The sequence below is a fragment of the Paracoccus sp. NBH48 genome, from assembly GCF_015390265.1.
Lineage (GTDB): Bacteria > Pseudomonadota > Alphaproteobacteria > Rhodobacterales > Rhodobacteraceae > Paracoccus > Paracoccus marcusii.
The window spans coordinates 713777-739299 of sequence record NZ_VUOJ01000004.1 but is presented as its reverse complement, the minus strand read 5'-3'; the positions used below and the strand labels follow the sequence as shown (position 1 = coordinate 739299).

General features: G+C 68.5%; 20 protein-coding genes and 2 pseudogenes. 6 read left to right on the top strand and 16 right to left on the bottom strand.

Features of this window, described 5'->3' with window-relative positions; all coding sequences use genetic code 11:
• Positions 1–62 precede the first annotated feature (62 nt).
• Positions 63–2343 (top strand): annotated as a pseudogene (locus F1642_RS10505) (transglycosylase domain-containing protein).
• A 63-nt stretch (positions 2344–2406) separates the two neighbouring features.
• Here F1642_RS10505 and F1642_RS10500 read toward each other — a convergent pair.
• The gene (locus F1642_RS10500; RefSeq protein ID WP_194886187.1) at positions 2407–3024 is read right to left on the bottom strand and encodes a phospholipid-binding protein MlaC; all 618 of its coding nucleotides are present in this window, start codon (positions 3022–3024) and stop codon (positions 2407–2409) included.
• Positions 2999–3787 carry a VacJ family lipoprotein gene (locus F1642_RS10495; protein ID WP_255522362.1) on the bottom strand — a complete coding sequence of 263 codons (789 nt, stop codon included), beginning with the start codon at positions 3785–3787 and terminating at the stop codon, positions 2999–3001. Before F1642_RS10495 ends, F1642_RS10500 begins: the two co-directional genes overlap by 26 nt.
• A gap of 123 nt (positions 3788–3910) precedes the next feature.
• Here F1642_RS10495 and F1642_RS10490 point away from each other — a divergent pair, with 123 nt between their 5' ends.
• Together F1642_RS10490 and F1642_RS10485 are read left to right on the top strand one after the other, a co-directional pair.
• Positions 3911–5662, top strand: coding sequence for a type I secretion system permease/ATPase (locus F1642_RS10490; protein WP_045999929.1), 1752 nt, complete (start codon positions 3911–3913; stop codon positions 5660–5662).
• Positions 5659–6985: pseudogene (locus F1642_RS10485) on the top strand (HlyD family type I secretion periplasmic adaptor subunit). The gene F1642_RS10490 and the pseudogene F1642_RS10485 overlap by 4 nt, the downstream one beginning before the upstream one ends.
• Here the strand turns inward: F1642_RS10485 and rnr are convergent.
• Genes rnr through F1642_RS10465 form a run of 4 tightly spaced genes read right to left on the bottom strand, consistent with a single transcriptional unit; the run spans position 6986 to position 11562 of the window.
• Positions 6986–9235 carry a ribonuclease R gene (rnr, locus tag F1642_RS10480; protein ID WP_046000803.1) on the bottom strand — a complete coding sequence of 750 codons (2250 nt, stop codon included), beginning with the start codon at positions 9233–9235 and terminating at the stop codon, positions 6986–6988. It abuts the pseudogene before it with no gap.
• Between the two features lie 4 nt (positions 9236–9239).
• Positions 9240–9659: a GNAT family N-acetyltransferase gene (locus F1642_RS10475; RefSeq protein WP_046000802.1), complete on the bottom strand. Its 420-nt coding sequence runs from the start codon at positions 9657–9659 to the stop codon at positions 9240–9242.
• Positions 9656–10795 (bottom strand): succinyl-diaminopimelate desuccinylase, encoded by a 1140-nt coding sequence (gene dapE / locus F1642_RS10470; protein ID WP_194886185.1) that lies wholly within the window; start codon positions 10793–10795, stop codon positions 9656–9658. Before dapE ends, F1642_RS10475 begins: the two co-directional genes overlap by 4 nt.
• Entirely contained in the window at positions 10795–11562 is a 768-nt protein-coding gene (locus F1642_RS10465) for a sulfite exporter TauE/SafE family protein (RefSeq protein ID WP_046000800.1), read from the bottom strand. Before F1642_RS10465 ends, dapE begins: the two co-directional genes overlap by 1 nt.
• Positions 11563–11741: 179 nt before the next feature.
• On the opposite strand from F1642_RS10465, the gene F1642_RS10460 reads away from it, so the two are divergent.
• A complete protein-coding gene (locus tag F1642_RS10460) occupies positions 11742–13340 on the top strand; it encodes an acyl-CoA dehydrogenase family protein (RefSeq protein WP_370582867.1) in 1599 nt (532 codons plus the stop codon).
• Between the two features lie 81 nt (positions 13341–13421).
• Positions 13422–13877: an META domain-containing protein gene (locus tag F1642_RS10455; RefSeq protein WP_052715267.1), complete on the top strand. Its 456-nt coding sequence runs from the start codon at positions 13422–13424 to the stop codon at positions 13875–13877.
• A 3-nt stretch (positions 13878–13880) separates the two neighbouring features.
• Here the strand turns inward: F1642_RS10455 and recO are convergent, their stop codons facing one another.
• The 10 genes from recO to F1642_RS10405 form a co-directional block, all read right to left on the bottom strand.
• A complete protein-coding gene (recO, locus tag F1642_RS10450; RefSeq protein WP_194886262.1) occupies positions 13881–14624 on the bottom strand; it encodes a DNA repair protein RecO in 744 nt (247 codons plus the stop codon).
• A 101-nt stretch (positions 14625–14725) separates the two neighbouring features.
• Complete coding sequence (gene rarD, locus F1642_RS10445) at positions 14726–15655, bottom strand: EamA family transporter RarD (RefSeq protein ID WP_194886183.1); 930 nt, start codon at positions 15653–15655, stop codon at positions 14726–14728.
• A gap of 40 nt (positions 15656–15695) precedes the next feature.
• Positions 15696–16031 (bottom strand): DUF1491 family protein, encoded by a 336-nt coding sequence (locus F1642_RS10440; RefSeq protein WP_194886182.1) that lies wholly within the window; start codon positions 16029–16031, stop codon positions 15696–15698.
• Positions 16024–16983 (bottom strand): GTPase Era, encoded by a 960-nt coding sequence (era, locus tag F1642_RS10435; RefSeq protein WP_045981023.1) that lies wholly within the window; start codon positions 16981–16983, stop codon positions 16024–16026. The genes F1642_RS10440 and era overlap by 8 nt, the downstream gene beginning before the upstream one ends.
• Positions 16980–17669: a ribonuclease III gene (gene rnc, locus F1642_RS10430; protein WP_127897782.1), complete on the bottom strand. Its 690-nt coding sequence runs from the start codon at positions 17667–17669 to the stop codon at positions 16980–16982. The genes era and rnc overlap by 4 nt, the downstream gene beginning before the upstream one ends.
• Complete coding sequence (gene lepB / locus F1642_RS10425) at positions 17666–18457, bottom strand: signal peptidase I (protein WP_045981024.1); 792 nt, start codon at positions 18455–18457, stop codon at positions 17666–17668. Before lepB ends, rnc begins: the two co-directional genes overlap by 4 nt.
• Before the next feature lie 73 nt (positions 18458–18530).
• The gene (acpS, locus tag F1642_RS10420; protein WP_045981025.1) at positions 18531–18941 is read right to left on the bottom strand and encodes a holo-ACP synthase; all 411 of its coding nucleotides are present in this window, start codon (positions 18939–18941) and stop codon (positions 18531–18533) included.
• A gap of 37 nt (positions 18942–18978) precedes the next feature.
• Positions 18979–19713 (bottom strand): pyridoxine 5'-phosphate synthase, encoded by a 735-nt coding sequence (locus F1642_RS10415; RefSeq protein WP_045981026.1) that lies wholly within the window; start codon positions 19711–19713, stop codon positions 18979–18981.
• A 30-nt stretch (positions 19714–19743) separates the two neighbouring features.
• Positions 19744–20562 carry a 4-(cytidine 5'-diphospho)-2-C-methyl-D-erythritol kinase gene (locus F1642_RS10410; RefSeq protein WP_194886181.1) on the bottom strand — a complete coding sequence of 273 codons (819 nt, stop codon included), beginning with the start codon at positions 20560–20562 and terminating at the stop codon, positions 19744–19746.
• Positions 20559–22367: a tetratricopeptide repeat protein gene (locus F1642_RS10405; protein WP_232303336.1), complete on the bottom strand. Its 1809-nt coding sequence runs from the start codon at positions 22365–22367 to the stop codon at positions 20559–20561. Before F1642_RS10405 ends, F1642_RS10410 begins: the two co-directional genes overlap by 4 nt.
• A gap of 1296 nt (positions 22368–23663) precedes the next feature.
• On the opposite strand from F1642_RS10405, the gene F1642_RS10400 reads away from it, so the two are divergent.
• Positions 23664–25493: a family 16 glycosylhydrolase gene (locus tag F1642_RS10400; RefSeq protein ID WP_194886180.1), complete on the top strand. Its 1830-nt coding sequence runs from the start codon at positions 23664–23666 to the stop codon at positions 25491–25493.
• Positions 25494–25523: the final 30 nt, after the last annotated feature.

The following is a 25523-nucleotide window of genomic DNA, read 5'->3' as shown; positions in this document are numbered from 1 at the left end:
TGTAAGCTGAATGCCAATTCCGCCGGACCAACCGGCCACGCAGTCACGCAGGCACCCGACGCATGAAACGACCTACCGGTACCCCGCCCCGTTCGGGCAAAAGCCCTGTTGCCGACAAGCGCAGCCAACCCGCGCCGGCCAAGGCCACGCCCCGCAAGGTCAAGCGGCACGGAAAGCCGCGGCGCGGCGGCATCCTGGGATGGATCGCCGGTCTGGTGACGCTGGCCTGGCGCATCGTCTGGGGGTCGATCTGGCGCTTGGCCATGACGGTCGCGCTGATCATCGGCGCCGCCAGCGCCTATTTCTATGTCAGCCTCCCCGAGGCGCAGGACCTGTTCGATGGTCGCGCCCGCGGCAGCGTCACCATGCTGGACCGCGACGGCCGCGTCTTCGCCTGGCGCGGAGAGACATACGGCGCCGTCACCAGCGACCAGATCCCAGAGGTGCTGCAGCAGGCCGTCCTGTCGTCCGAGGACCGCCGGTTCTTCCGCCATTTCGGCGTCAGCCCGCGCGGCATCGCCAGCGCCATCCGCATCAACATGGCCGAGGGCCGCGGCCCGCTGGAGGGGAACGGCGGTTCCACCATCACCCAGCAGGTCGCCAAGCTGCTGTGCCTGGGCGACACGTTCGATCCCACCCGCTTTGCCAACGAGGCCGAGTTCGAGGCCGAATGTCGGTCGGGCGGCATCTGGCGCAAGATCAAGGAGATCCCCTATGCCTTCGCCATGGAGGCGAAGTACAGCAAGGAGGAGATCCTCTCGATCTACATGAACCGCTCCTATCTGGGCGGCGGCGCCCGTGGGTTCGAGGCCGCGAGCCAGGTCTATTTCAACAAGCCCGCGGCCGATCTGAACGTGTCCGAGGCCGCGATGCTGGCGGGCCTGCTGCCCGCACCCAGCCGCTATGCCCCGACCGCCAGCCTGGAACGCGCCCAGGCCCGTGCCAGCGTCGTCATGGGGCTGATGCACCAGGAAGGCTATTCTGGACGACCAGCAGCTGGCCCAGGCCCGCGCCAACCCCGCGACCCTGTCGCAGGCGGCATCGGCCCGGGCGGGCGGTTACTTTGCGGACTGGCTGATGGAATCCGGCCCCGGCTTCCTGACCAGCGAGACGACCGAGGACGTGACCATCACGACCACGCTTGACCAGCGCATCCAGCGGGCAGCCGAACGCGCCCTGCAGAAGGTGTTCGATGAGAAGGTCAAGGACGGCTCGACCGCCGAGGCCGCGGTCGTGGTGATGTCCGCCGACGGCGCGGTGCGTGCGATCATCGGCGGGCGCGACACGCGGGTGAACGGTGTCTTCAACCGCGCGACCCAGGCCAAGCGCCAGACCGGGTCCAGCTTCAAGCCCTTCGTCTATGCCGCCGCGCTGGAGGCCGGGTATTCGCCAAGCGACCGGATCGAGGACGGCCCCCTGACCATCCGCATCCCCGGCGGGCGCAACTGGTCGCCCCAGAACTATACCCGCAACTATCGCGGCATGGTCACGCTGACCCAGTCCCTGGCGCAATCGCTGAACACCTCGACCATCCGCCTGCAGGAGGTCGTCGGACGTGATCAGGTGATCCGCGTGGCGCGCGATTTTGGCATCGTCAGCAACCTGACCACCAGCCCGTCCCTGGGCCTGGGCGCGTCCGAGGCGACGCTGATGGAACTGACGGGCGCCTATGCCGGCATCCGGAACGGCGGCACGTCGGTCGCGCCCTATGGCGTGGTCGAGGTCGCGATGCAGGGCGACGACCGCCCGCTGATGGGCCAGACCGGCGGCTTTGGCGAACGCGTCATCAGCCAGCGCGCGGCGGGCCAGCTGATCTACATGATGCAGCAGGTGATCTCGAACGGCACCGGCGGGCGCGCACAGCTGGGCGACCGTCCCGTGGCGGGCAAGACCGGCACGACCAGCAGCTATCGCGACGCGTGGTTCGTGGGCTTCACCGAACAGTACGTGACCGGCGTCTGGATGGGCAACGACGACAACACGCCCCTGACCGGGGTTACCGGCGGCGGTCTGCCGGCCGAGATCTGGCAGGCGGTGATGCTGGAGATCCATGACGGGCTGCCCGAGCTGCCCCTGTCGACCGTGTCGCCCGACGGCAGCGGGATCATCATGTCCAGCGGCGGCACGACCCCGCAGGTGGTGACCAGCGGATCGGCCGACGATCCGCTGGCCGCGGCGCTGGCCGGGGTGATGAACGGGATCGAGGCGCAGAACAGCGGCCGCGTGATCACCGCCCCCGGAGAGGTCCAAGGCGGGGCCCCCGTCACGCCGGGCAGCAGCGTGGGCGCCGATTCGGACGACGCCCTGTCCCGCGCCCTGAACGGCATCCTGGGCGGAAACTGACCCCCGGACATGAAAAAGCCGCCCGGTCCTGCGACCGGGCGGCTTTTTCGTGGGCCGGTGCGGTCAGCCCGCCTGGCGCAGATCGGCGGCCAGCGCCGCGACATCACCCTGCCGACGGGCCAGCATGGCGCCGATCTCGGCCCGTTCGCTGGCCAGCATGTTCACGCCCTCGATGATGATGTTGAAATAGAGATCCTGCCCCGAGCGGTCCGAGACGTGCCATTCGACCTCCAGCGGCGCGCGCCCGTTCAGATAGGCCACCGACGTCACCGCATAAAAGCTTTTCAGCTGCCGCGACCCCGTCACCTCGATCCGCGATCCGATGAACTCGCGGAACCGGGCGCCGTACTTGCGGCCGATATAGCCCTGGAACGCCTGCCGGTACTCGGCAAATGTCGCCGGATCGGTCTGGCGCGCCGCCGGACCAAGCGCCGAACGCGCGATGACATCCACATCCGCATAGCGGGCAAAGATCGCCTCGAACTGCTGATACATCTGGGGGGCGGGCTGGCCCGAATTGATGACCTGATAGACCTCGGCCAGCGACCGGTCGATCAGCGCGTGCGCCCCATCCGCGTCCAGCGCATGGGCGGCACGCCAGGGCAGCACCGCCGTCAGCGACGCGCATCCGATCAGGCCCAGCAGCCCCCGGCGGTCAGTCCGAATAGGGGTCGATGACATCCGCATCGTCATAGGGGTCGTAATCGTCACCGGTCTCTCCCAGGTCAAAGCGGCGGTTCATCAGCCAGATCAGCCGCGTCTGCGCATAGCTATCCGCACTGCCCTGCAGAATGCCATCCACCGTATCCCCAAAGCGCGCCCGATCACCGGCTTTTGACGCGACCCGCAGGGCAAATACCGTCGCGGCATCCCGACCGTCAAAGACGTGGTACAGCGGATCGATCAGCAGATCGACGACCTGACCCACCGCATCGCGCTGCGTCGACGGGCCCAGCACGGGCAGTTCCAGATAGGCGCCCTCGGGGACGCCCCAGACCGCCAGCGTCTGGCCGAAATCGGTGTCACGTTCCGTCACGCCGAAACTGTCGGCGGCCGGATCGAAGACGCCGCCCAGCCCGACCGTCGAATTGACCGCGAACCGGGTCAGGTTCGCGCCCGCATCGCGGGGCTTGCCCTGCAGCAGCCCGTTCACGACCTTGACCGGCAAGGACAGGTTGCGCCCGGCATTGATGACCATCTGCAACAGCCCGATCGGCGCGTCGGGGTCGCGCGGCGCGTCGTCGCCGCTGCCCTTCAGCCGGTTCGCGACGGGGCCGATCACCCGCGCATCCAGCCCCTTGTTGAAGGCATGCACGCGGCGGTTCTGCGCCTCGAACGGGTCGTTGATGGTGATGCCGTCCTTCTGGACGGGCGCCTGCGCGCATCCGGCGGCGACAAGCGCCGTCAGCAGCAGGGCCATGACGGGGGGGCTGTTGGGGCGCAAGGGAATCCTTAACCTTTCGATGCGAGGGTCGCGGCAGGCTGGCATAAGCCCTGCGTGGTGATATGGTCGCCGCGGTAACGAGGCAAGCCCCGCCATCGGCGCGGCATTTTCGGGGCAAGACGTATGGCCAAGGCTGCGAACCTGACGGACGGGGCCCGGGAATTGCGCCAGGCGCGCGCCACGGGGTGGCCGCTGTTCCTGTCGGTGGGGGTCTTCTCGGCTGTCGTGAACCTGCTGATGCTGACCGGGCCACTGTTCATGCTGCAGGTCTATGACCGCGTGCTGGCCTCGCGCAGCGTCGAGACGCTGACCGCGCTGTTCGTGCTGGTGATCTTCCTCTTCGTGCTGATGGGTGCCATCGACATCATCCGCAACCGCGTGATGCAGCGGATCGCCGCCCGGTTCCAGGACCGGATGGAAGGTCGCGTCTTCGACGCCGCCCTGCGCGAGGGCGCATTGCGCGGCGACGAATCGGCCGCCACGGCGGGCGGGATGCGCGACCTGGATTCCGTCCAGCGGCTGATCGGGTCGCCGGTCATGCTGGCTTTCTTCGACCTGCCCTGGGCACCGCTGTTCCTGGCGGCGGTCTTCATGTTCCACCCGGTCCTGGGCATCGTCGCGACCGTCGGCGGCGGGATCCTGGTCGGCACCACGATCCTGAACCGCGTCCTGACCCGCGCGCCGCTGCAGGGTTCGGCCCAGGCCGGCGCGCAGGCGCAGCGCATGGCGGACCTCTATCGCGACGAGGGCGAGGTGATCGGCGCCCTGGGCATGCGCGGCGCGACCTTCGCCCGCTGGCGCCTGGCCCGGTCTGAATCACAGGACAATGCGGTTCGCGCCGGAGACCTGTCGGCGGGGTTCAGCGTCTTTTCGCGGACCTTCCGCCTGTTTCTTCAAAGCGCGATGCTTGCGGCGGGGGCCTGGCTGGTGCTGCGCCAGGAACTGACGCCCGGCGCGATGATCGCCAGCTCCATCGTGATGGGCCGCGCCCTGGCCCCGGTGGACCAGCTGGTCGGCGGTTGGCCGTCGGTTCAGGCCGCGCAGGACGGTTGGGGCCGCCTGGCGGGCCTCCTGTCGCGCCAGCCGCCCGATCCGGTCCGCACCCCCCTTCCCCGCCCCGAGGCCCGGCTGGAGGTGCGCAACCTCTCGGTCGCCCCGCCGGGAGAGGGGCAGGCCACCCTGCGCGGCGTCAGCTTCGGCGTGGCGCCTGGCACGGCCCTGGGGGTCATCGGCCCGTCGGGCGCGGGCAAGTCGACGCTGGCGCGGGCGCTGATCGGCGCGTGGCGCGTGGGCGGCGGCAGCATCCGTCTGGGCGGCGCGACGCTGGACCAGTACCACCCCGACGTGCTGGGCGGCCTGATCGGCTATCTGCCCCAGCAGGTGACGCTGTTCGACGGCACGATCGCGGAAAACATCGCCCGCCTGTCCGACCGCCCCGACCCCGACCAGGTGGTGCGCGCCGCACAGGCGGCCGCCGCGCACCAGATGATCCTGGACCTGCCGCAGGGATACGACACGCGCATCAGCCAGACGGCGGGCCGTCTGTCGGGCGGCCAGATTCAGCGCATCGGCCTGGCCCGCGCGCTTTATCCCGACCCCGTGCTGCTGGTTCTGGACGAGCCGAACTCGAACCTGGACAACCTGGGGTCCGAGGCGTTGAATGCCGCGATCCGGCGGCTGAAGTCGCAGGGCGGCGCGGTCATCATCATGGCCCACCGTCCCGCCGCAATCAACGAATGCGAAAACCTGCTGGTGCTGGAGGGCGGCGTCCGCCGCGCCTTCGGTCCGCGTGACAAGGTGCTGGAACAGATGGTGCAGAATTCGGCCCAGATCCGTCAGGCCCAGACCTCGGGCCAGGGCGGGGGCGTCGCATGAGCCGCGGTCGGACACGCGCAGCCTCGGGCGACCGGCGCTGGCCGGTGCGCGGCCCGATCATCGCGGGCGTGGTGGCGGTGCTGGTGCTGGTGGGCGGCTTCACGGTCTGGGCGATGTCCACGCGCATCTCGGGCGCGGTCGTGGCGGGCGGCCAGGTCGAGGTCGAACAGCAGCGCCAGATCGTCCAGCATCCCGATGGCGGCGTGGTCCAGGACATCGCCACATCCGAGGGCAGCACCGTCGCCGCGGGCGATCTGCTGCTGACGCTGGACGGCACGCTGCTGCGCACCGAGCACACCATCGTCGAGGGCCAGTATTTCGAGATCCTGGCCCGCCGCGGCCGGCTGGAGGCCGAACGCGCCGATGCCGATACGATCACCTTTCCCGACGAACTGGTGCAGGCCGCGACCGCATCGCCGGCGCTGCAGGATCTGATCGCGGGACAGACCAGCCCTGTTCCGCACGCGGCTGGACACGCTGCGCCAGTCGCTGGACCAGCTGGCCAAGCAATCCGACCAGGTCGATTCCGAGGTCGACGGCATCGACGCCCAGTTCGCCGCCCTGGGCACGCAGCGCGACCTGATCGGGCGCGAGCTGACCGACCAGCAGAGCCTGCTGGACCGGGGGCTGGCCCAGGCCAGCCGCGTGCTGGCCCTGGAGCGCGAGGCCGCACGCATCGACGGTGAGCTGGGGTCGCTGCAGGCCAGCCGCGCCTCGGCCGCGATCCGCCAGACCGAACTGCAGATCCAGAGCCTGCGCCTGGCCGCCGAACGCCGCGAGATGGCCGAGACGGAACTGGGCGATCTGGGCTATCGCGAGCTGGAGCTGGCCGAACGCCGCCGCAGCCTGACCGAACAGCTGGACCGGTTGGAGATCCGCGCCCCCGTGTCGGGCGTCGTCTACAACATGCAGGTCACCACGCCGCGGTCGGTGATCCGGCCCGCCGACCCGCTGCTCTACATCATCCCGCAGGACCGCCCGCTGGTGATCGGCGCGCGCGTGGCGACGATCAACATCGACGAGATCCAGCTGGGCCAGCCGGTCGTCCTGCGCTTTTCCGCATTCTCGTCGCGCACCACGCCGGAAATCGACGGGCGGCTGGACCGCATCTCCGCCGATGCCCTGCTGGATGAGGCGACGCGGACCCCCTATTACCGGGCCGAGGTCTCGATCCCGCCCGACCAGCTGGACAAGCTGGGCGGGCTGGCGTTGGTGCCCGGCATGCCGGTCGAGGTCTATATCCAGACCGGCGACCGCAGCCCGATGGCCTACCTGATGAAGCCGCTGGCCGACTACTTCAATCGCGCGTTCCGCGAAAGCTGATCAGCGCTTGCGCCGCCGCTTGGTGGCGCGCTTGATCTCGGCCAGCCGCGACTTGACGGCCATGCGACCCGGTCCACCGCCGCGTCGTCCCTTGGACGGACCGCGCGGCAGGGTCGCGCCCTCCAGCTCCAGCAGGTCCAGCAGCAGCCCCCCGGTCAGGGGCAGTGCCTCGGCCAGGCGCACTGTCACCCGCTGTCCGATGCCGATCTCCAGGCCAGTGTCGCTGCCGATCAGCATCTGGCGGTCGGGGTCGAAATGGAAATACTCCTGCCCGATGGCGCGGATGGGCAGCAGCCCGTCGGCCCCCGTCTCGTCCAGCTTGACGAAGGCGCCGAACTTCTGGATGCCGCTGACGCGGCCGCTCATCTCGGTGCCCACGCGTTCCGCCAGGAACGCCGCCAGATAGCGGTCGGTCGTGTCGCGTTCCGCGGCCATGGATCGCCGCTCGGTCTCGCTGATATGGGTCGCGGTCTCGGGCAGGCGTTCGACCTGATCCTCGGTCAGCCCGTCCTTGCCCCAGCCATGCGCGCTGATCAGCGCCCGGTGCACCACCAGGTCGGCGTACCGCCGGATGGGCGAGGTGAAATGCGCATAGCTTTTCAGCGACAGGCCGAAATGGCCGAAATTCTCGGGGTGGTAATAGGCCTGGGTCATCGACCGCAGCGTGCTGATGTTGATCAGCTCGTCGAAATCGCTGCCCTCGGCCTGGGACAGCAGGCGGTTCAGGTGGCTGGTGTGCAGCACCTGCCCCTTGGCCAGCGTGAACCCCGAAGCCTGGGCCACCTCGCGCAGCGCGTCCATCTTGGCCAGGCTCGGCTCCTCGTGGACGCGGAACAGCAGGGGGCGCTTGCGACGGGTCAGCTCCTCGGAGGCGGCCACGTTGGCCAGGACCATGAACTCCTCGATCAGCTTGTGCGCGTCCAGGCGTTCGCGGAACGCCACGGCCGTGACGCGTCCTTCGGGCGACAGCTCGATCCGGCGTTCCGGCAGGTCCAGTTCCAGCGGCTGGCGGCGCTCGCGCGCACCCTTCAGCAGGCCATAGGCATGCCACAGCGGGCGGATCACGTCGTCCATCAGCGGCGCGGTCTGCGCGTCGGGCACCCCGTCCGCGCCCGCCTGCGCCTGCTCATAGGCAAGGCTGGCGCGGCTGTTCATCATGGCGCGGTGGAACCGGTGGCCGGTCTTGTTGCCCTGCGCGTCCAGCCGCATCTCGACCGCGATGACGGGTCTGTCCACGCCCTCGTGCAGCGAACACAGGTCCGCCGACAGCGCCTCTGGCAGCATCGGCACCACGCGGTCGGGGAAATAGGTCGAGTTGCCGCGCCCCCAGGCCTCGCGGTCCAGCGCGCTGCCGGGGCGGACGTAATGGGCCACGTCGGCGATGGCGACCCAGATCGTCGCACCGCCGTCCTCCTCGACAAAGGCCGCGACCGCATCGTCGTGGTCGCGCGCGTCCGACGGGTCGATGGTGACCAGCGGCAGATGGCGCAGGTCGTCCCGCCCCTTCAGCGGCGCGGGCTTGGCGGCCTCGGCCTCGTCCAGCGCCTTCTGCGGGAATTCGTCGGGGATGCCGTGCTGGTGGATCGCGATCAGGCTGACCGCGCGGGGCGCCGACGGATCGCCCAGACGTTCGATGATGCGCGCCTGCGGCAGGCCCATGCGGCCACGCGGGCCGATCTGTTCGCCCTGCACCAGTTCGCCGTTCTCGGCATCCAGGGTGGCGTCGGCACGAACGCGCCATTCCTTGTCCTGGCCCTTGTCGATGGGCAGGATACGGCCGCCCTCGCTGTCCTTGCGGAAGATGCCGGTGATGCGGTTCGCGCTGGCCGTGATGCGGCGGATCAGGCGGGCGCGGTACTGATAATCCTCGCCCAGAACCGGCATCAGCCGGCCCAGGAACCGGTCGCCGCGGCCCAGGGCCGGATCGGCCTTCAGCGGCGCGTACAGGATCCGCGGCATCGGCCCGGTCCCCGACCATTCCAGCGGTCGCGCGAACAGATCGCCCGACCCGTCCGGCGCCAGCAGTTCCAGGACCGTCACCGGCGGCAGCGTCTCGGCGTCCAGGTAATGGCGGCGGCGGCGCTCCAGATGGCCCTCGGCCTCCAGCTCCTTCAACAGGCGCTTCAGCTCGATCCGCGCGGCGCCCTTGATGCCGAAGGCCTTGGCGATGTCGCGCTTGGAATTGGCGTCCGGATTGTCGGACACCCATTCGAGGATCTGCGCCTTGCTGGGGATCTGGGTCTGGGTCATCGGCTCACTTCAGGTCCAGGGCCATGTCGCGATGCGGGATGCCCGCGTCGTCATAGACGGGGCCCTCGGCGACAAAGCCCAGCTTTTCATAGAAACCCATCGCATGGGTCTGCGATCCCAGCCGCACCTGGCGCACGCCGCGGGCGGCCAGCGCGTCGATGGCGGCCCGCATCAAGGCGGCCCCCATGCCGGTGCCGCGCTGGTCGGCCAGCACGCAGACGCGGCCGATCTTGCCGATGTCGTCCTTGACCAGCAGGCGCGCGGTCGCGACCGGACGGTCCTCCGCATCGGTCGCCAGCAGGTGGACGGCGTCGCCGTCCAGGTCGTCCATCTCCTCGGCCTCGGGGACGTTCTGCTCCTCGATGAAGACGGTGCGGCGCAGCGCGTGGCAGGCGGCCAGGTCGGTCGTCTCGACGATGGTCATGCAAAGAACCTTTCCAGGATACGCTGATAGATCACCTGCAGCTGGCGGACCTGCTGGGCGGGGACACGTTCGTCCACCTGGTGCATGTGGGCACCGACCAGCCCGAATTCCACCACCGGGCAGTGATCCTTGACGAAGCGCGCGTCCGAGGTGCCGCCCGATGTGGACAGGACCGGCTGTCGGTTCGTCTCCTGCTGGACGACGCCGCGCACCATGTCGACGAAGGGGCCGGGCGCGGTCAGGAACGCCTCGCCCGAGATCTGGGCCTCGACGCTCAGCGTCACGCCGGTCTGCGCCTGCACCGCCGCCGCGCGGTCGCGCAGGCGGTCCAGCAGGCCCGCCCCGGTATGCAGGTCGTTGAAGCGGATGTTGACCACCGCCACCGCCCTTTCCGGGATCACGTTCGACGCGGGGTTGCCGCAGTCGATCGTGGTGATCTGCAGCCCCGAGGGGTCGAAATGATCCGTCCCTTGGTCCAGCGGTTCGACGGTCAGGTCGGCCAGATAGCGGGTCAGCGCGTGCAGCGGGTTCAGCGCCTTGTGCGGATAGGCGGCATGCCCCTGGCGACCCTTGGCGGTGATGGTGTAGGTGGCCGATCCGCGGCGGCCGATCTTCATCATCTCTCCCATCACCTCGGGGTTCGACGGCTCTCCGACGATGCAGGCCTCCATGCGTTCGTCGTTCGCGGCCATCCAGTCCAGCAGGGCGATGGTGCCGTCGCGGGACGGGCCTTCCTCGTCGCCGGTGATGGTCAGGATCACGGCCCCGTCCGGGGGCGTCTGGCGCACGAAATCCACCGCGGCGCAGACAAAGGCCGCGACGCCGGATTTCATGTCGGTGGCGCCCCGGCCCCAGATCACGTCATCCGCGTCCCAGTGACCGGAAAACGGCGGATGCGTCCAGGATGCCGGATCACCCGGCGGCACCACGTCGGTATGTCCGTTGAAGCCGATGGCCCGCGCCCCCTTGGCGCCCCATCGCGCGAACAGGTTCGGCGTGCCGTTGCGGTCGACGCGGTGGCAGTCGAAGCCCGCCTCCTCCAGCACCTCCTGCAGCAGGACCAGGGCGCCGCCCTCCTCGGGCGTCACCGAGGGACAGCGGATCAGGCGGGCGGTCAGGTCGGCGGCGTCAGGCATCACAGGCTCCAGAGATCAAAGGCGCGGCGGATCAGGTTCAGCCCGGTCAGGATCAGCAGCAGCAGCGTCCAGCGGCGGAACTGTTCGACATCCAGCCGGTCCTGCAGCGCAAACCCCGCCATCATCCCCGCAAAGGCCGGGATGCACAGGACCGCGGACAGGGGCAGGGTCGATGCGTTCAGCAGGCCGGAAAACAGGTGCGCCACCGTCAGGACGACCGCGCCGATCAGGAACACGACGCCCTGCACCCGCACCTGTTCGCGCTTTTCGGTGCCCACCGACAGCAGATAAACGATCAGCGGCGGCCCCCAGATGCCCGAGATGCCCCCGTACAGTCCGCCGATGACGCCCGACCACCCCTCAGCCCGCCTGCGGTGGCGCAGGTTCAGGACCAGCGGGCGGCCCGACAGCTGCCACAGCGCGAACAGCGTGATCGGCACGCCCAGCAGCGCGTACATCACCCATTGCGGGATCACCGCCGCGAACCCGGCGGAGACGCAGATGAAGATGCCGACCATCGCGATGTGCAGGCGGAACTTGACGGCCGAGGCCACGGCGGCGGGCCGCCCGTCGCGCACGGCCTGCTGGATGTTGGTGAACAGCGTCGGCAGGATCATGGCCGCCAGGGCCACCGGCGCCGGCATGATCGACCCGAAGGCCGAGATCATGATCATCGGCATGGCAAAGCCCAAGGCCCCCTTCACGAAGCCCGCGAAGGCGGTAACCCCGAAGGCCGCCACGAATTGCCAGGGCTCCAGTCCGAACATGGGGGCACGCTAACCGCGACGTCGGGAAAGGAAAAGGCCGCTTTGACGGATCAGCGACATGCGAATCCAGTGCGACACATTAGGTCGCAAGGCGGTCGCTGGACGCAAAATTGTTGCGCTGCAGGTGCGAAGGCGCTACCCATGCTGCAATGCCGCGAAAGGACGAATCGATGAAAGACATGACCCATCAGTCCCAGACCGTCCTGTCCGAACTGGACGATCTGCTGGCCCGCGCCAAGGATGCCCTGCGCGCCCGCGTGACGGTAGACGGCCGCGTCGACGCCGACGCGCTGGAGCGGCACCAGCATGCGGCGCATGCCCTGTCCTGGCTGGCCACCTATGTCATGTCGCTGCGCCAGCTGGCCGACTGGTCGGCGCGCGTGGACGGCCCCGTCGAGGCGCTGATCACCCGCATCGGCATGGGCGAATACCTGACCCAGATCCTGGGCGGCATCCCGATGAGCCAGACCGAATTCGCGCGCCTGTCCGATCTGGGCGTGACGTGGCAGCCGTCGGAACAGGCGCTGTCGCTGATGGCGGGCAACACGCCCGAGGCGCGGGCCGAACTGGCCGCCCTGATGGCGCGCGACGCCGGCGCGGCGATTTTCGGCGCCAGCGGCCTGGACGGGGATCTGGAGATGATCCGCGACCAGTTCCGCCGGTGGAGCGACGACAAGGTCGCCCCCCATGCCCATGGCTGGCACCTGCAGGATCAGTTGATCCCGATGGAGATCATCAGCGAACTGGCCGAACTGGGCGTCTTCGGCCTGACCATCCCCGAGGAATTCGGTGGCCTGGGCCTGTCCAAGGCCGCGATGGTCGTCGTGTCCGAGGAGCTGTCGCGCGGCTATATCGGCGTGGGCTCTCTTGGCACGCGCAGCGAGATCGCCGCCGAGCTGATCCTGTGCGGCGGCACCGAGGCGCAGAAGGCGCACTGGCTGCCGCGCCTGGCCAGCGGCGAGACGCTGCCCACGGCCGTCTTCACCGAACCCAACACCGGCAGCGACCTGGGCAGCCTGCGCACCCGCGCGGTCCGGGACGGCGACGATTGGGTGGTGACCGGGAACAAGACCTGGATCACCCATGCCGCCCGCACGCATATCATGACCCTGCTGGCGCGCACGGACCCCGCGACCGACGACTATCGCGGGTTGTCGATGTTCATCGCCGAAAAGACCCCCGGCACCGATGCCGACCCCTTTCCCACCCCCGGCATGACCGGCGGAGAGATCGAGGTCCTGGGCTATCGCGGGATGAAGGAATACGAGCTTGCCTTTGACGGGTTCCGCGTCGACGGCGCGAACCTTCTGGGCGGAGAGACGGGCCGCGGCTTCAAGCAGCTGATGGAGACGTTCGAATCCGCCCGCATCCAGACCGCGGCGCGCGCGATCGGGGTGGCGCAGAACGCGCTGGACCTGGGGTTGCGCTATGCGCTGGACCGCAGGCAGTTCGGCAAGCCGCTGGCGGCCTTTCCCCGCGTGGCCGACAAGCTGGCGATGATGGCTGTCGAAATCATGATCGCGCGGCAGCTGACTTATTTCAGCGCGTGGGAAAAAGATCACGGTCACCGCTGCGATGTCGAGGCCGGGATGGCCAAGCTGCTGGGTGCCCGCGTGGCCTGGTCGGCGGCCGACAATGCCCTGCAAATCCACGGTGGCAACGGTTTCGCGCTGGAATATCCGATCAGCCGGGTGCTGTGCGATGCCCGCATCCTGAACATCTTCGAGGGCGCGGCAGAAATCCAGGCCCAGGTGATCGCGCGCAGGTTGTTGGGCTGATGCGCGCGCGGGCTGGATCGGCGCCGAAAATGACGTTAGACCACCTCAGCCCCGCTTGTCTGCGCCCATAGGAGCCTGCCCATGTCCCTGACGATCCGCCCCGCCCTTGCCCTGGCCGCCATCGCCACGTTGACCCTGTCCGCCTGCTCGGAACCAGCGGGCGACCCGATGGGCGGCATCCCGGCCAACGACTATGTGCTGGTGGGCATCGGAAACGGCACCGTGCCGCTGCGCAACATCACCCTGACGACCCGCCCCGAGGGCGTGTCCGGTCGCGGGCCGTGCAACGGCTATGCGGCCAAGAACACCGTCCCCCTGCCCGCCGTCGCCTTCGAGCCGCTGCAGACGACCGGCGTCACCGACTGCAAGGACCTGGCCGTCGAACAGCGCTTCTTCGAGGCGCTGCAGCAGGCCAGTTCGATGGAGTTCTATGGCGGCGTTCTGCGCATCAAGGGCCCGACCTGGCTGATCTTCGAAAGCGGCCGCCCTGCCGAACAGGCCACCGACGCGCTGTCGGCCGCCCGCGGCAACCAGTAGGCCTCAGCCGTCCTGCGGCCCCGCGGCGGGCCGCAGCAGGCGCCGCACAAGCCGCCCCCGCGCGGCGGGCAAGGGGCGTCCGACCAGGTCGGGCGCCAGCCGCCGTTCCAGGAAATGCCCGGTGATGGCCAGCCCCTGGGCCAGATCGCGGCCGCGATTGTCGCCCGCCCCGCCCATGACCGCCGGCAGTGGCAGCAGGCGGTCCGCCCAGTCCCCCGCCCCCTGCCGGCTGACCGCACGGCCCGATCTTGGGCTGACATAGGCCAGCCCCTCGGTCGCGCCGGTCACCGCGCAGCTGGCAAGGTCCAGGCCGAACCCCATCTCGTCCAGCAGCAGCATCTCCCACGCCAGATAGGCGGGCGGCCAGTCGGCACCCGCCTCGATCTGGTCCAGCAGCGCCTCGGTCCGCTGGACCAGCATCGGGTGCGGATCGCGTTCGGGCAGCGCAAAGACCAGCAGCGCGCAGACGGCGTTCAGGCCGGCAAGCGCGGTCGGATCGGCCATCAGCCCCGCCCGCATCCGCAGCGGCTCGACGGCAAAGCTGCCCAGCTGGTCCGACTGGCGCGCGCGCCAGCGCAGGGTCAGCCGCGCGCCGGGCTGCAGCATGGCGGCGCGTTTCTGCGATGCCCCGCCGGGGACGACCCCGGCATGGCGCCCGCGTTCAAGGGTCAGCACGTCGATGATGACGGCCGTCTCGCCATGGGGACGGCGGCCGATCACGGTGCCTTCTGCCTGCCATTCCATCACAGCCTCCGGGTCCGCCGACACAGCTTGCGCGATCCGGCCTGCGGGGGCCAGAGGGCGTCACGCGGGCCACGGTCGCGCGCCCCGCCGGCATGGGGTGCCTATTACATGCGCCGGGCGGCCAGGTCGCGACGGTCGCGGCGTCTCTGGCCCGCCTGGCGGACCAGCGTCACCGAATAGATGACCAGCGCCGCCCAGATCATCGGGAACGCGATCAGGCGGGCCCCGTCGAAGGGTTCGCCGAACAGCACCACCGCGCACAGAAAGATCATCGTCGGCGCGATGTATTGCAGGATGCCGATGGTCGACAGGCGGATCAGCTTGGCCCCGTTGGCATAGAACAGCAGCGGGATCGCCGTGACCGGCCCGCATCCCAACAGCAACAGCGCCTGGCCCCAGCCGGCGCCAGTGAAATGCGACTGACCCTGCAGCGCCTGCCAGATCAGGAAGCCCGCCGCCAGCGGGGTCAGCAGCAGCACCTCCAGCGTGAAGCCCTGGTTGGGGCCAAGCGGCAGGCTTTTCTTGCAATACGCATAGAGGCCCCAGGACAGCGTCAGGCCGATCGCCACCACCGGCAGGCTGCCCGCCTGCACGGTCAGCACGATCACCGCGGTCGCCGCCAGCGCGATGGCCGCGACCTGCCCCCGCGTCAGCCGTTCCCCCAGCAGCGTCGCGCCCAAAAACACGCTGAACAGCGGGTTGATGTAATAGCCAAGCGCCGCGTCAAGCGCGTGATCGTTCGAGATCGCCCAGACATAGATCAGCCAGTTGACCGAGATCAGAACCGCCGTCAGCGCCGCCATCGCCAGCAGGCGCGGCTGGCGCAGGGCCTGGCCCACCTCGGCCGCGCGGCCCTGCCACAACAGGACGGCCGCCGCGATGGGCAGCGACCAGACGATGCGATGGGCGATGATCTCGGCCGCGGGCAGATGCGCGAGCGCCTTCATGTAGATCGGCAGGAACCCCCACAGCCCATAGGCCGCGACGGCATAGGCAAGGCCCTTGGGCGAATCGGTTTGCGGGGTGCTGCTCATGGCGTGATGCATATTCTGCAAACGGCGACCCCGCCAGAGGTCAGAACAGCCCGTCGCGATCCAGCAGCGTGGTGCCGTCGCGCGATTCGATCTCGATCACCCACAGGTCGCGGTCGCGGGACCGCTGGCGGGCGATGGCAGCGTCGATGTCACGCTCGGTGCCGCTGACGGTCGCGACCCAGGGACGGGTGTCGCTGTCCATGTCCCATTCGCGCATCCACAGCGCGGCGGTGCCGTCCAGATGGGCGCACTTCACCGCGATCGCCCCCGCCGTGTCGTCGCCGCGCGCCAGCACATAGGCGGGGATGGTGGCCTGCGCCAGGCGGGCCAGATAGGCCGCGACCCACAGGGACGCGGCCAGGCGGGCCTCAGCCATCGCCGTCGCGGAAGTTCAGGCCGATCTCGTCATAGCGTTCGGCCTCGTTCTCCCAGTTCTCGCGGACGCGGACCTGCAGGAACAGATGGACGCGGCGGCCCATGAACTCCTCCAGCTCGACGCGGGCGGCCTGACCCACGGCCTTGATCGTCTCTCCGCCGCGGCCCAGGACGATGCCCTTGTGGCCCTGGCGGGCGACATAGACGACCTGCTCGACGCGGGCGCTGCCGTCGTCCTTCTCCTCCCAGGCCTCGGTCTCCACCGTCAGCTGATAGGGGATCTCCTCATGCAGACGCAGGGTCAGCTTCTCGCGGGTGATCTCGGCGGCGATCATGCGCATGGGCAGGTCGGCGATCTGATCCTCGGGGTACAGCCACGGGCTTTCGGGCAAGCTGCGGGCCAGCCAGCCGCGCAGCTGCTGGCAACCATGGCCGCGCATGGCCGAGATCATGAACGTCTCGGTGAAGGGATAGGCCTCGTTCAGCTGCTGAGACAGGGCCAGCAGGGTCTCGGCCTTGACGCGGTCGATCTTGTTGATGATCAGCGCGACGGGCGTCCCCTTGCCCAGGTCGACCAGCTGATCCAGGATCGCCTGCGTGCCGTCGGTCAGGCCGCGATGCGCCTCGACCAGGACCAGCACGATGTCGGCGTCCGACGCCCCGCCCCAGGCCGCGGCGACCATGCTGCGGTCCAGCCGGCGGCGCGGGCGGAAGATGCCCGGCGTGTCGACAAAGACGATCTGCGCGGGGCCGTGCATGGCGATGCCGCGGATGCGTGCGCGGGTCGTCTGGACCTTGTGTGTCACGATGCTGACCTTGGCGCCGACCATCTGGTTCAGCAGCGTGGACTTGCCCGCATTGGGCTCTCCGATCAGGGCGACGAAGCCCGCGCGGGTGGGCCCGTCGGGTTGCGCCGCGGGCGGCTGATCGGGGGCGATGTCGTCGTCGGTCATGTCAGTCCTTCCAGCCGGTCCAGCAGCGATTGCGCGGCGGCCTGTTCGATGCTGCGCTTGGTGCCCGTGCCGCGGGCCTGCGCGTCGCGGCCGTCTTCCAGCCGCACGGTGATCAGGAAGACCGGCGCATGGTCGGGGCCGCTGCGTTCGGTCTGTTCATAGACGGGGGGCGGCATGCCCTGGGCCTGGGCCCATTCCTGCAGGGCGGTCTTGGCGTCGCGGCTGTCGGCATCGACCCGCGCCAGACGCGGCGCCCAATGGCGCAACACGACCTGACGGGCCGCATCGAAGCCCGCATCCAGATAGACGGCGGCCAGCACCGCCTCCATCGCATCGGCCAGAAGGGCATCCTTGCGACGCCCGCCCGACAGCATCTCGGACCGGCCCAGCTTCAGCACGTCGCCCAGGGACAGCTCGCGGGCCACCGCGGCGCAGGTCTCTCCGCGCACCAGCGCATTGTAGCGCGGGGCAAGCTGGCCCTCGCTGGCGGCGGTATCTGCGGTAAACAGCGCCTCGGCCATGACCAGACCCAGGACGCGGTCGCCCAGGAACTCCAGCCGCTGGTTGTCGGGCCGCGTGACGCTGGCGATCGAGCCATGCGTCAGCGCGCGGATCAGCAGTTCGGGCCGCGCGAATTCATGCCCCAGACGGGCCATGAAGGCCCTGATGTCGGCCGAGGGCGTCAATTCACCGCCTTGAAGAAGCGGTCGGACCGCCACGTCCAGAAATACAGCAGCGACCGCCCCGCCGACGAGAACATGATGCGGTCGGCGCGGCCGATCAGGTATTCGGCCGGCACGAAGCCCAGGCCGCCGATCTCGGCCGGGAAACGGCTGTCTTCGGAATTGTCGCGGTTGTCGCCCATGAAGAAGTACTGTCCTTCGGGGACGGTGAAGGTCGGCGTGTCGTCGGCCACCCAGCCATCGACGATGTTCAAGATGTCATGGGTGTTGCCGCCCGGCAGCGTCTCGGTCATGCGTTCGCTGATGCAGTCGCCACCCTCGGGCACCGGGTCGTTCACGCAGCGCGGGATCAGGCCCTGCGGCCCCTGCTGTTCCTTGACCTCGATGAACTCTCCGGCGGGGGTGACCTGGACCGGCTCTCCGTTCAGCCACAGGCGGCCGCCGCGCATCTGCACGGTGTCGCCCGGCAGGCCGATCACGCGCTTGATGAAATCGACGTTGCGGGTCGGGTGGCGGAACACGGCCACGTCGCCGCGCGCCGGTTCGCGTTCCAGGATGCGGCCGCTGATCGGGCACATCGAGAACGGGCAGCTGTGCGCGGAATAGCCATAGGCCATCTTGTTCACGAACAGGAAATCACCGATCAGCAGCGTGTCCTTCATGCTGCCCGACGGGATCCAGAAGGGCTGGAAGAACAGCGTGCGGAAGATGCCCGCGATCACCAGCGCCCAGAAGATCGTCTTGATCGTCTCCCAGATGCCGTCCTTTTTCTCGGGCGCTGCCGTTGCCATTCCGCGTGGTCCTCTTATCCCTCGGGCCGGGGGCCCTGCGTCGCGTGTTCATGGGCCGGGCACAGGGTCAAAGTCAAGCAGGCGCAGGGCCGGGACGCGCCTCGATCACCACGAAGGCCTGCGCCCAGGGGTGGTCGTCGGTCAGCGTGACATGCACGACCGCGTGATGATCGGCGGGCGTCATCGCCGCCAGCCGGTCCGCGGCCCAGCCCGTCAGCGCCATGACCGGCTGGCCCGACCGCAGGTTCGTCACCGCCATGTCGCGCCAGCTGATGCCCATGGCAAGACCCGTGCCAAGCGCCTTGGAGCAGGCCTCCTTGGCGGCCCACCGCTTGGCCAGGGTGCCGGCCTCGTCGGCGCGGCGGGCAGCCTTGGCCAGTTCGGTCGGCGTGAAGACCCGGTTGCGGAACCGGTCGCCAAAGCGGTCCAGCGTCCCCTGGATGCGGTCGATGTTGGCCAGGTCCGTGCCGATGCCCAGGATCATGCCGTACGTCCAGACGGGGCTTTGGACAGGAAAGGGATCACGCCCGCGCCGCGTCCATGCGCGCGCGCATCTCGCGGATCGCGCCCTCCAGCCCCAGGAACACCGATTCCGAGATCAGGAAATGCCCGATGTTCAGTTCGGCCACCTGGGGAATGGCCGCGATGGGACCGACCGTGTCGAAGGTCAGCCCGTGGCCCGCATGGACCTCCAGCCCCAGGTCATGGGCCAGCGCGGCACCCTCGCGCAGGGCGGCCAGTTCGGCGTCGCGCTCGGCGTGGCGGCCTTCGGTGTCCAGGTCGCAATAGGCGCCGGTGTGCAGTTCGACCACCGCCGCGCCGATCCGGGCGGCGGCGCGGATCTGGGCGGGTTCGTGACCGATGAACAGCGACACCCGACAGCCGGCCTCGCGCAGCGGCGCGATGTATCCGGCCAGCGCATTGTCGTTGCCCGCGACGTCCAGACCGCCCTCGGTCGTGCGCTCCTCGCGCTTTTCGGGAACGATGCAGACGGCATGCGGACGATGGCGCAGGGCGATGGCCTGCATCTCCATCGTGGCGGCCATCTCGAAGTTCAGGGGCTGGGTCAGGTTGGCCATCAGCGCGTCGATGTCGGCGTCGCTGATATGGCGGCGATCCTCGCGCAGATGGGCGGTGATGCCGTCCGCGCCCGCGGCCTGGGCGATCAGCGCGGCCCGCAGCGGGTCGGGCCAGGGCGTACCCCGCGCGTTGCGGATGGTGGCGACGTGGTCGATGTTGACGCCAAGGCGCAGCATGGGTTCCTCCGGGATCGGGTCGGGCGCAGTCTAGCCGCGTGCCGGGGCGGATGCCAGTTCGGTCGCCACCGCCCACCAGCCGTTGCGCGCAAGGGCCGCAGCCGCGCGGTCCGCGGCGCCGGGGTCGGCAAAGATGCCGAAGCAGGTGGCCCCCGATCCCGACATCCGCGCCAGCCCCGCGCCCTGCCCTTCCAGCGCCTGCAGCACGTCGGCGATGACCGGCGCCGCGGCGATCGCGGGGGGCTGCAGGTCGTTCCGGGTGGTGCCCAGCCAGCCCAGCAGCGCATCGACATCGGCAAAGGCGGGAATGGGCGGCAGGGGCGGATTGTCGCGCGACCCCAAGCCCGCGAAGATCGCCGGGGTGGGCACCGCGATGCCGGGATTGACCAGCACCAGGTGCAGCGGCGGCAGGGCGGGCAGCGGGGTCAGCACCTCTCCGACGCCCTGCATGCGCGCGGGCGTCGAGGCCAGGCAGACCGGCACGTCGGCTCCAAGCCGTTCGGTCTCATCGGGCAGCGGATGGCCCATTCGCGCCAGCCCGCGCAGCACCGCCGCCGCATCGGCGGACCCTCCCCCGATGCCCGAGGCGACGGGCAGCGCCTTGGTCAGCCGGATCGCGGCCTGTCCCCCGACCAGACGCGCGGCGCGCAGGCACAGGTTGTCGTCGGTGGACAGACCCGCCGCGAAGGGGCCGTCGATGCTCAGGGACAGCGGGCCGGGGGTCAGGGCGATGCTGTCGCCGACCGCCGCAAAGCAGACCAGCGAATCCAGCAGGTGATAGCCGTCGGGCCGCCGACCCGTCACGTGCAGCGCCAGGTTCAGCTTGGCGGGGGCCGCCTCGATGATCATTCGGCCGCGTCGGCCTCGGTCTGCGGGGCTTGGGTGGGGTGGCTGGCGACGGGGCCGTCCTCCTCGTCCATCACCGCGTTCAGGCCGCGATCCAGCTTGGCGCGGATGCGGTCGGCATCGACCTCTCCGCTTTCGCCGGGCTCCAACGACAGGGCGCGCTGCCACTGGATCTGCGCCTCGCGGTGGCGACCGACCATCCAGTAGATGTCGCCCAGGTGGTCGTTGACCAGCGGATCGGCGGCCATCGTGGCGATGGACTGCTCCATCGGGGCCACTGCCTCCTGATAGCGGCCAAGCCGGAAATAGGCCCATGCCAGGCTGTCCAGGATATAGCCGTCGCCGGGCGACAGCTCGACCGCGCGCTTGATCATGTCCAGCGCCCGGTCCAGGTTCTGGTTCCGGTCGATCCAGGAATAACCCAGATAGTTCAGCAGGCTGGCCTGATCGGGGCGGATCTCCAACGCGGCCAGCAGGTCGGCCTCGGCGCGGTCGAACTGGCCCGCACGCTCCAGCGAGATGCCGCGCGCGTAAAGCGGGAACCACCGCGCCTCGGGCGGGGCGTCGGCCAGAAGGTCCAGCGCCCGGTCATAGCTTGGGATCGCCTCGGCGTATTTCTCCTGCTGGCGGGTCACGTCGCCAAGCGCGATCCAGGACTGTGCCAAGCCCGGATAGGCCGCGGTCAGCGCCAGGGCCGCACGCTCCGCCTCGGCGGGGCGTTGGGCGCGCGACAGGGCGTCGATGCGCGACAGCTCGGCCTGGGGGCGCATCTCGCCCATGCGGCGGACGGCATCGAACTCGGCCTCGGCCAGGTCGAACTGCTGGCGGTCCTGCAGCAGCTGCGCGGTGGTCAGCCGGGCCTCGGGGTTCTGGGGCGCGATCCAGGACGCCAGCCGCGCATGGATCAGCGCCAGCGGTTCCGGGTCCGGGCTGCTGGACAGGGCCGAGGCAAAGGACAGCAGCAGATGCGCGATCCCGTCCGCCGGGCCGCCCACCACGTCGAAGGGCACCGGCTGCCCCTGTTCCAGGCGCTGGCGCAGGGCCAGCAACTGCGGCTCGGCCTCCAGCCCGTCGATCTGGGACAGCAGCGCCAGCGCCTCGTCGCCGCGATCCAGCTGCGACAGGATCTGGACGCGGGCAGTCAGGCCCATCAGGTGGCCGCTGGCCTCGGACTGCACGATCAGGCGGTCGGCGGCCTCATAGTCGCCCGCCAGCGCCCGGGCCAGCGCTAGGTGATAGTTCACGATGGGGGCCAGGTCCGCATTCGCGGCCATCGCCTCGAATGCCGCGATGGCGTCGGTGGCGCGTCCCGCACCCAGCAGCGCCCAGGCACGGATGGTGCCGTCCATCAGGTCCTGGTCCAGCGGGACGTCCGGCGCATGGGTCGCATCGATCAGGTCGACCACGCCCTGCCAGTCCTCGGCCCGGACCAACTGCGCGCGGCGCAGAAGGCCGGCCAGTTCCGTCGGACGATCCTCGTCGAACAGCCGTTCGGCCATGGCCACAGCCTGATCGACATCGCCCGCAGATGCCAGCGCGACCAGCGCACTGTCCTGCAGATAGACGTCCTGCGGATCCTGCGCCGACGCCATGACGAAATAGCGCGCCGCCGCGCGAAAGTCGTTCTCTACGGTCGCCATGCGAGCGGCAAGATAGGGGCCGGCCAGGCCGCTGATCTGCGCAGGCTGCTGCGTCGGCTTCGGTTCGGGCGGGCCGTCCTGCGCCAGAGCCGGCAGGGCGGTTCCCGTCGTCAGCGCAGCCAGCACGGCAAGACGCAGCAGGGCAGCAAGGGGGCGGGTCTGGGTCAAGGGCGGCACTTCCCGAAATCACATTTGCGTTGCCCGCAAGCCTAGCGGCCGGGGCCAAAGCAGGCAACGCCCCTGCCCCAAGGTTTCATCACATATTCGAGTTATCAGGCATGTTTTGGATTTTGACAGGGTCCCTTAAGGCATATCGCCGGCTGCCGTTGAAGACTGCACGATGCGCTGTCTGTAGCGCACGGCGACGAGGGATACCCGCCCTGATCAGTTTGCAATTGTTAGCCGACGCACCGTCACGCTTGCCAAAAATTGAGGCATCGGCAGCAATCCGTGAAAATCGAACCATGTAACGGCATGATTTCGCCGCTTTTGTCCCGGATGTCACCTCTGCCTAGGCGTTTTGCCAATGTGCATGGTACGATCCATTAACCAAGATCGAAACGGTCATCTGCTCGCATCCTGGTTTCTGAATGAAACGCTGTGGCCACCTGTCCTTGCAGGGGGTCGGCTATCGAATGGAGGGGTCGGATGATCGCAGCCAATCTTGCCTTTGCCCTAGCCGTGGCCATCGGCGTCATGATGCTGTTCCTGTTTAACGGGTTCGCATATTGGGAATGCCTGACGGCCTATGCACTCTGCGGAGGATTCTCGGTGCTGGCATTTGCATGGGCATCGGCATCGCGGATGCCCGTCCGCACAGACCAGAGGTCATGACGGACGGGCACGTTGCCTGACTGGTAACCTGTGACACAAGGGAACGACCGGCGACGGGACGAACCTTATCTCTGACAATCGATACGCACGTCTTAGACTTGTGCATATGGTGCAATACGTCAATCTAATATAAGGTTGAATATAAATTAACAATTCACGCTTAAGTTGTTAATAAAAGTTTTGATATTGCCATAGTGGTCGTATGCGATCGCTTTCTGAAAACTTTTTAGAGCTTTGATAAAATAGCAAGCGCATCAACATTTTACGCCTTATCCGACGGTACACTCCCCACTCTACGCCTCAGGTATCGCGTAGATTAGATTTGCGAACCGAACCCGCGCAGGGGCAGCACACAATGCAGTGTGTCTTCTGCTGGATCTTCCGATCACTTTTGACGGGGCCATTAATATAGCTCGCCGACAGAATATAGCGTTGTTCTGGCAGATCCGACGCCCATCCTAACTCCAAGCTCGTCCCACATGGGACAAAGCACAAACCGCGCAGCGCAAGATCGCGTTAAAGTTGCATTAGGGTGTCCGGGTCATACTGAACCTTCCGGCTTCCTGATCGGACCGCGTGCTGCCCTGCCCGTCTCGGCCGCCGCCGTCCCTGCGACCATCTGAGGTGAGCATGACCACGACCCCGACCGCCCCTGCCCTTGATCTGTACGAGATCGGCGAACAGCACGACAATGACAGCTGGCTGATCTCGGACTGGGCGGCCGGGCAATCAAGCATCATGCAGTGGTCGGACGACAATGTCCGCGTCGGCGCGGATGGTGCCATCGAACTGGTCCTGGGCCGGTCCCCATCCGGATCGCCCCGTCCCTATCAAGGCGGCGAGATTCAGGGCGCCCAGATCGCCACCACCGGAACATGGGGATGGACCGTGCAGGCCCCCGACATGCAACCGGGCGCGGTATTCGGACTGTTCACCTACAAGGCGGACTGGCAGCATCAGCCTTGGGTCGAATTCGATTTCGAATTCGTGGGGGGCGACACCACGCAGGTCCAGCTGGCCATCCACATGGAGGACGCTGCCGGAAACCACATCACGCTGAATGACGCCGGTCAGCGACGCGCGGTGATCGACCTGGGCTTTGACGCGGCGGAAGGCTTTCACACCTACGAAGTCACCGTGACCGACCGTTCCGCCGTCTTCTATGTCGATGGGCGAGTTGTTGCGCAATTCAGCGCCGCGGACATGCCCGGCGGCATCTGGAACATCGGCCCCATGTCCAGCTATGTCGATCTGTGGGCTGTGGCGCCGGGGCAGGAAAGCTGGGCCGGACGATGGAGAGATCCCGAAGAACCCCTGGTTGCCCGCATCGCCGGGGCAGAGATCAGGCCCGGCGAATACGGCAGTAGCGTTCCCCCCGACCCCGTGGTCGGCGGGCCGGGTCCGACCCCCGATCCGGTCCCCGGCTTTCCGCTGTTCCCCGCCGATGCCCCTCCGGGCAGCATCATCGGCAGCGCGGGTGCCGATCGCCTGCGCGGGACCGCGGCAAATGACACGATGTTCGGGCTGTCGGGCAATGATGTCATCGACGGCATGGCGGGCGCCGACAGGATGCACGGCATGGCCGGCGACGACGTCTATCACGTCGACAACGCGGGTGACCGGGTGATCGAAACGGCGAACGGCGGTCGGGACGTGGTGCATGCCGGCGTGTCCCACGCGCTGTCCGCCCATGTCGAGCATCTTGTGATGACCGGCACGGGGCGGGTGACCGGTATCGGCAACGATCTGGCCAACCGCATGACCGGCAATGGGGCCGATACCATCCTGCGCGGCGCGGGAGGCGCGGACACGATCGCCGGGGGCGGCGGGGCCGACAGCCTTTTCGGCGGGAACGGAAACGACGTCCTGCATGGCGGGGTCGGCGACGACATGCTTTGGGGCGGGGCGGGCAACGACACGATCGATGGCGGCGCGGGAACGGACTGGGTCTCGTTCATGGGTCAGGCGCGGGCCGCGCGGATCGATCTGGCCATGACGGGTGCGCAGGCCACGGGGCACGGGGCCGACGTGATCCGCAACATCGAGAACATTCATGGCGGGATGGGCCGCGACATCCTGCTGGGCGACGCCCGGGCGAACGTGATTTGCGGCGGGTTCGGTGCGGACATCCTTCACGGAAGGCAGGGCAATGATCGCCTGGACGGTGGGGCCGGAAACGACAGCCTGAACGGCGGTGCGGGACGCGATCAGCTGTGGGGCGGCGCGGGGGCCGATGTCTTCGTCTTCGGTCACGGTGCCGGGCGCGATGCAGTCATGGATTTTCAGGACGACATCGACACGATCCGCATGGTCGACTTCGGGATCGCCAGCTTGGCGCAGGCGCGGGACCATGCCGCACAGATCGGCGCGAACGTCGTCTTCGATCTTGGGGACGGTGACGTGCTGACGGTGCGCAACATGACGATCGACGGGCTGGGCAACGACCTGATCTTCGTCTGACCAGGATTGGCCCGTGACGCCCGGCCCACG

Bases quoted from the DNA above. Each gene is read 5' to 3' on its own strand.
- F1642_RS10500 (WP_194886187.1), bottom strand. From the start codon at position 3,024: ATGTCATCGACCCCTATTCGGACTGACCGCCGGGGGCTGCTGGGCCTG.
- F1642_RS10490 (WP_045999929.1), top strand. From the start codon at position 3,911: ATGGCCAAGGCTGCGAACCTGACGGACGGGGCCCGGGAATTGCGCCAG.
- rnr (WP_046000803.1), bottom strand. From the start codon at position 9,235: ATGACCCAGACCCAGATCCCCAGCAAGGCGCAGATCCTCGAATGGGTG.
- F1642_RS10475 (WP_046000802.1), bottom strand. From the start codon at position 9,659: ATGACCATCGTCGAGACGACCGACCTGGCCGCCTGCCACGCGCTGCGC.
- dapE (WP_194886185.1), bottom strand. From the start codon at position 10,795: ATGCCTGACGCCGCCGACCTGACCGCCCGCCTGATCCGCTGTCCCTCG.
- F1642_RS10465 (WP_046000800.1), bottom strand. From the start codon at position 11,562: ATGTTCGGACTGGAGCCCTGGCAATTCGTGGCGGCCTTCGGGGTTACC.
- F1642_RS10460 (WP_370582867.1), top strand. From the start codon at position 11,742: ATGACCCATCAGTCCCAGACCGTCCTGTCCGAACTGGACGATCTGCTG.
- F1642_RS10455 (WP_052715267.1), top strand. From the start codon at position 13,422: ATGTCCCTGACGATCCGCCCCGCCCTTGCCCTGGCCGCCATCGCCACG.
- rarD (WP_194886183.1), bottom strand. From the start codon at position 15,655: ATGAGCAGCACCCCGCAAACCGATTCGCCCAAGGGCCTTGCCTATGCC.
- F1642_RS10440 (WP_194886182.1), bottom strand. From the start codon at position 16,031: ATGGCTGAGGCCCGCCTGGCCGCGTCCCTGTGGGTCGCGGCCTATCTG.
- era (WP_045981023.1), bottom strand. From the start codon at position 16,983: ATGACCGACGACGACATCGCCCCCGATCAGCCGCCCGCGGCGCAACCC.
- lepB (WP_045981024.1), bottom strand. From the start codon at position 18,457: ATGGCAACGGCAGCGCCCGAGAAAAAGGACGGCATCTGGGAGACGATC.
- acpS (WP_045981025.1), bottom strand. From the start codon at position 18,941: ATGATCCTGGGCATCGGCACGGACCTGGCCAACATCGACCGCATCCAG.
- F1642_RS10415 (WP_045981026.1), bottom strand. From the start codon at position 19,713: ATGCTGCGCCTTGGCGTCAACATCGACCACGTCGCCACCATCCGCAAC.
- F1642_RS10410 (WP_194886181.1), bottom strand. From the start codon at position 20,562: ATGATCATCGAGGCGGCCCCCGCCAAGCTGAACCTGGCGCTGCACGTG.
- F1642_RS10400 (WP_194886180.1), top strand. From the start codon at position 23,664: ATGACCACGACCCCGACCGCCCCTGCCCTTGATCTGTACGAGATCGGC.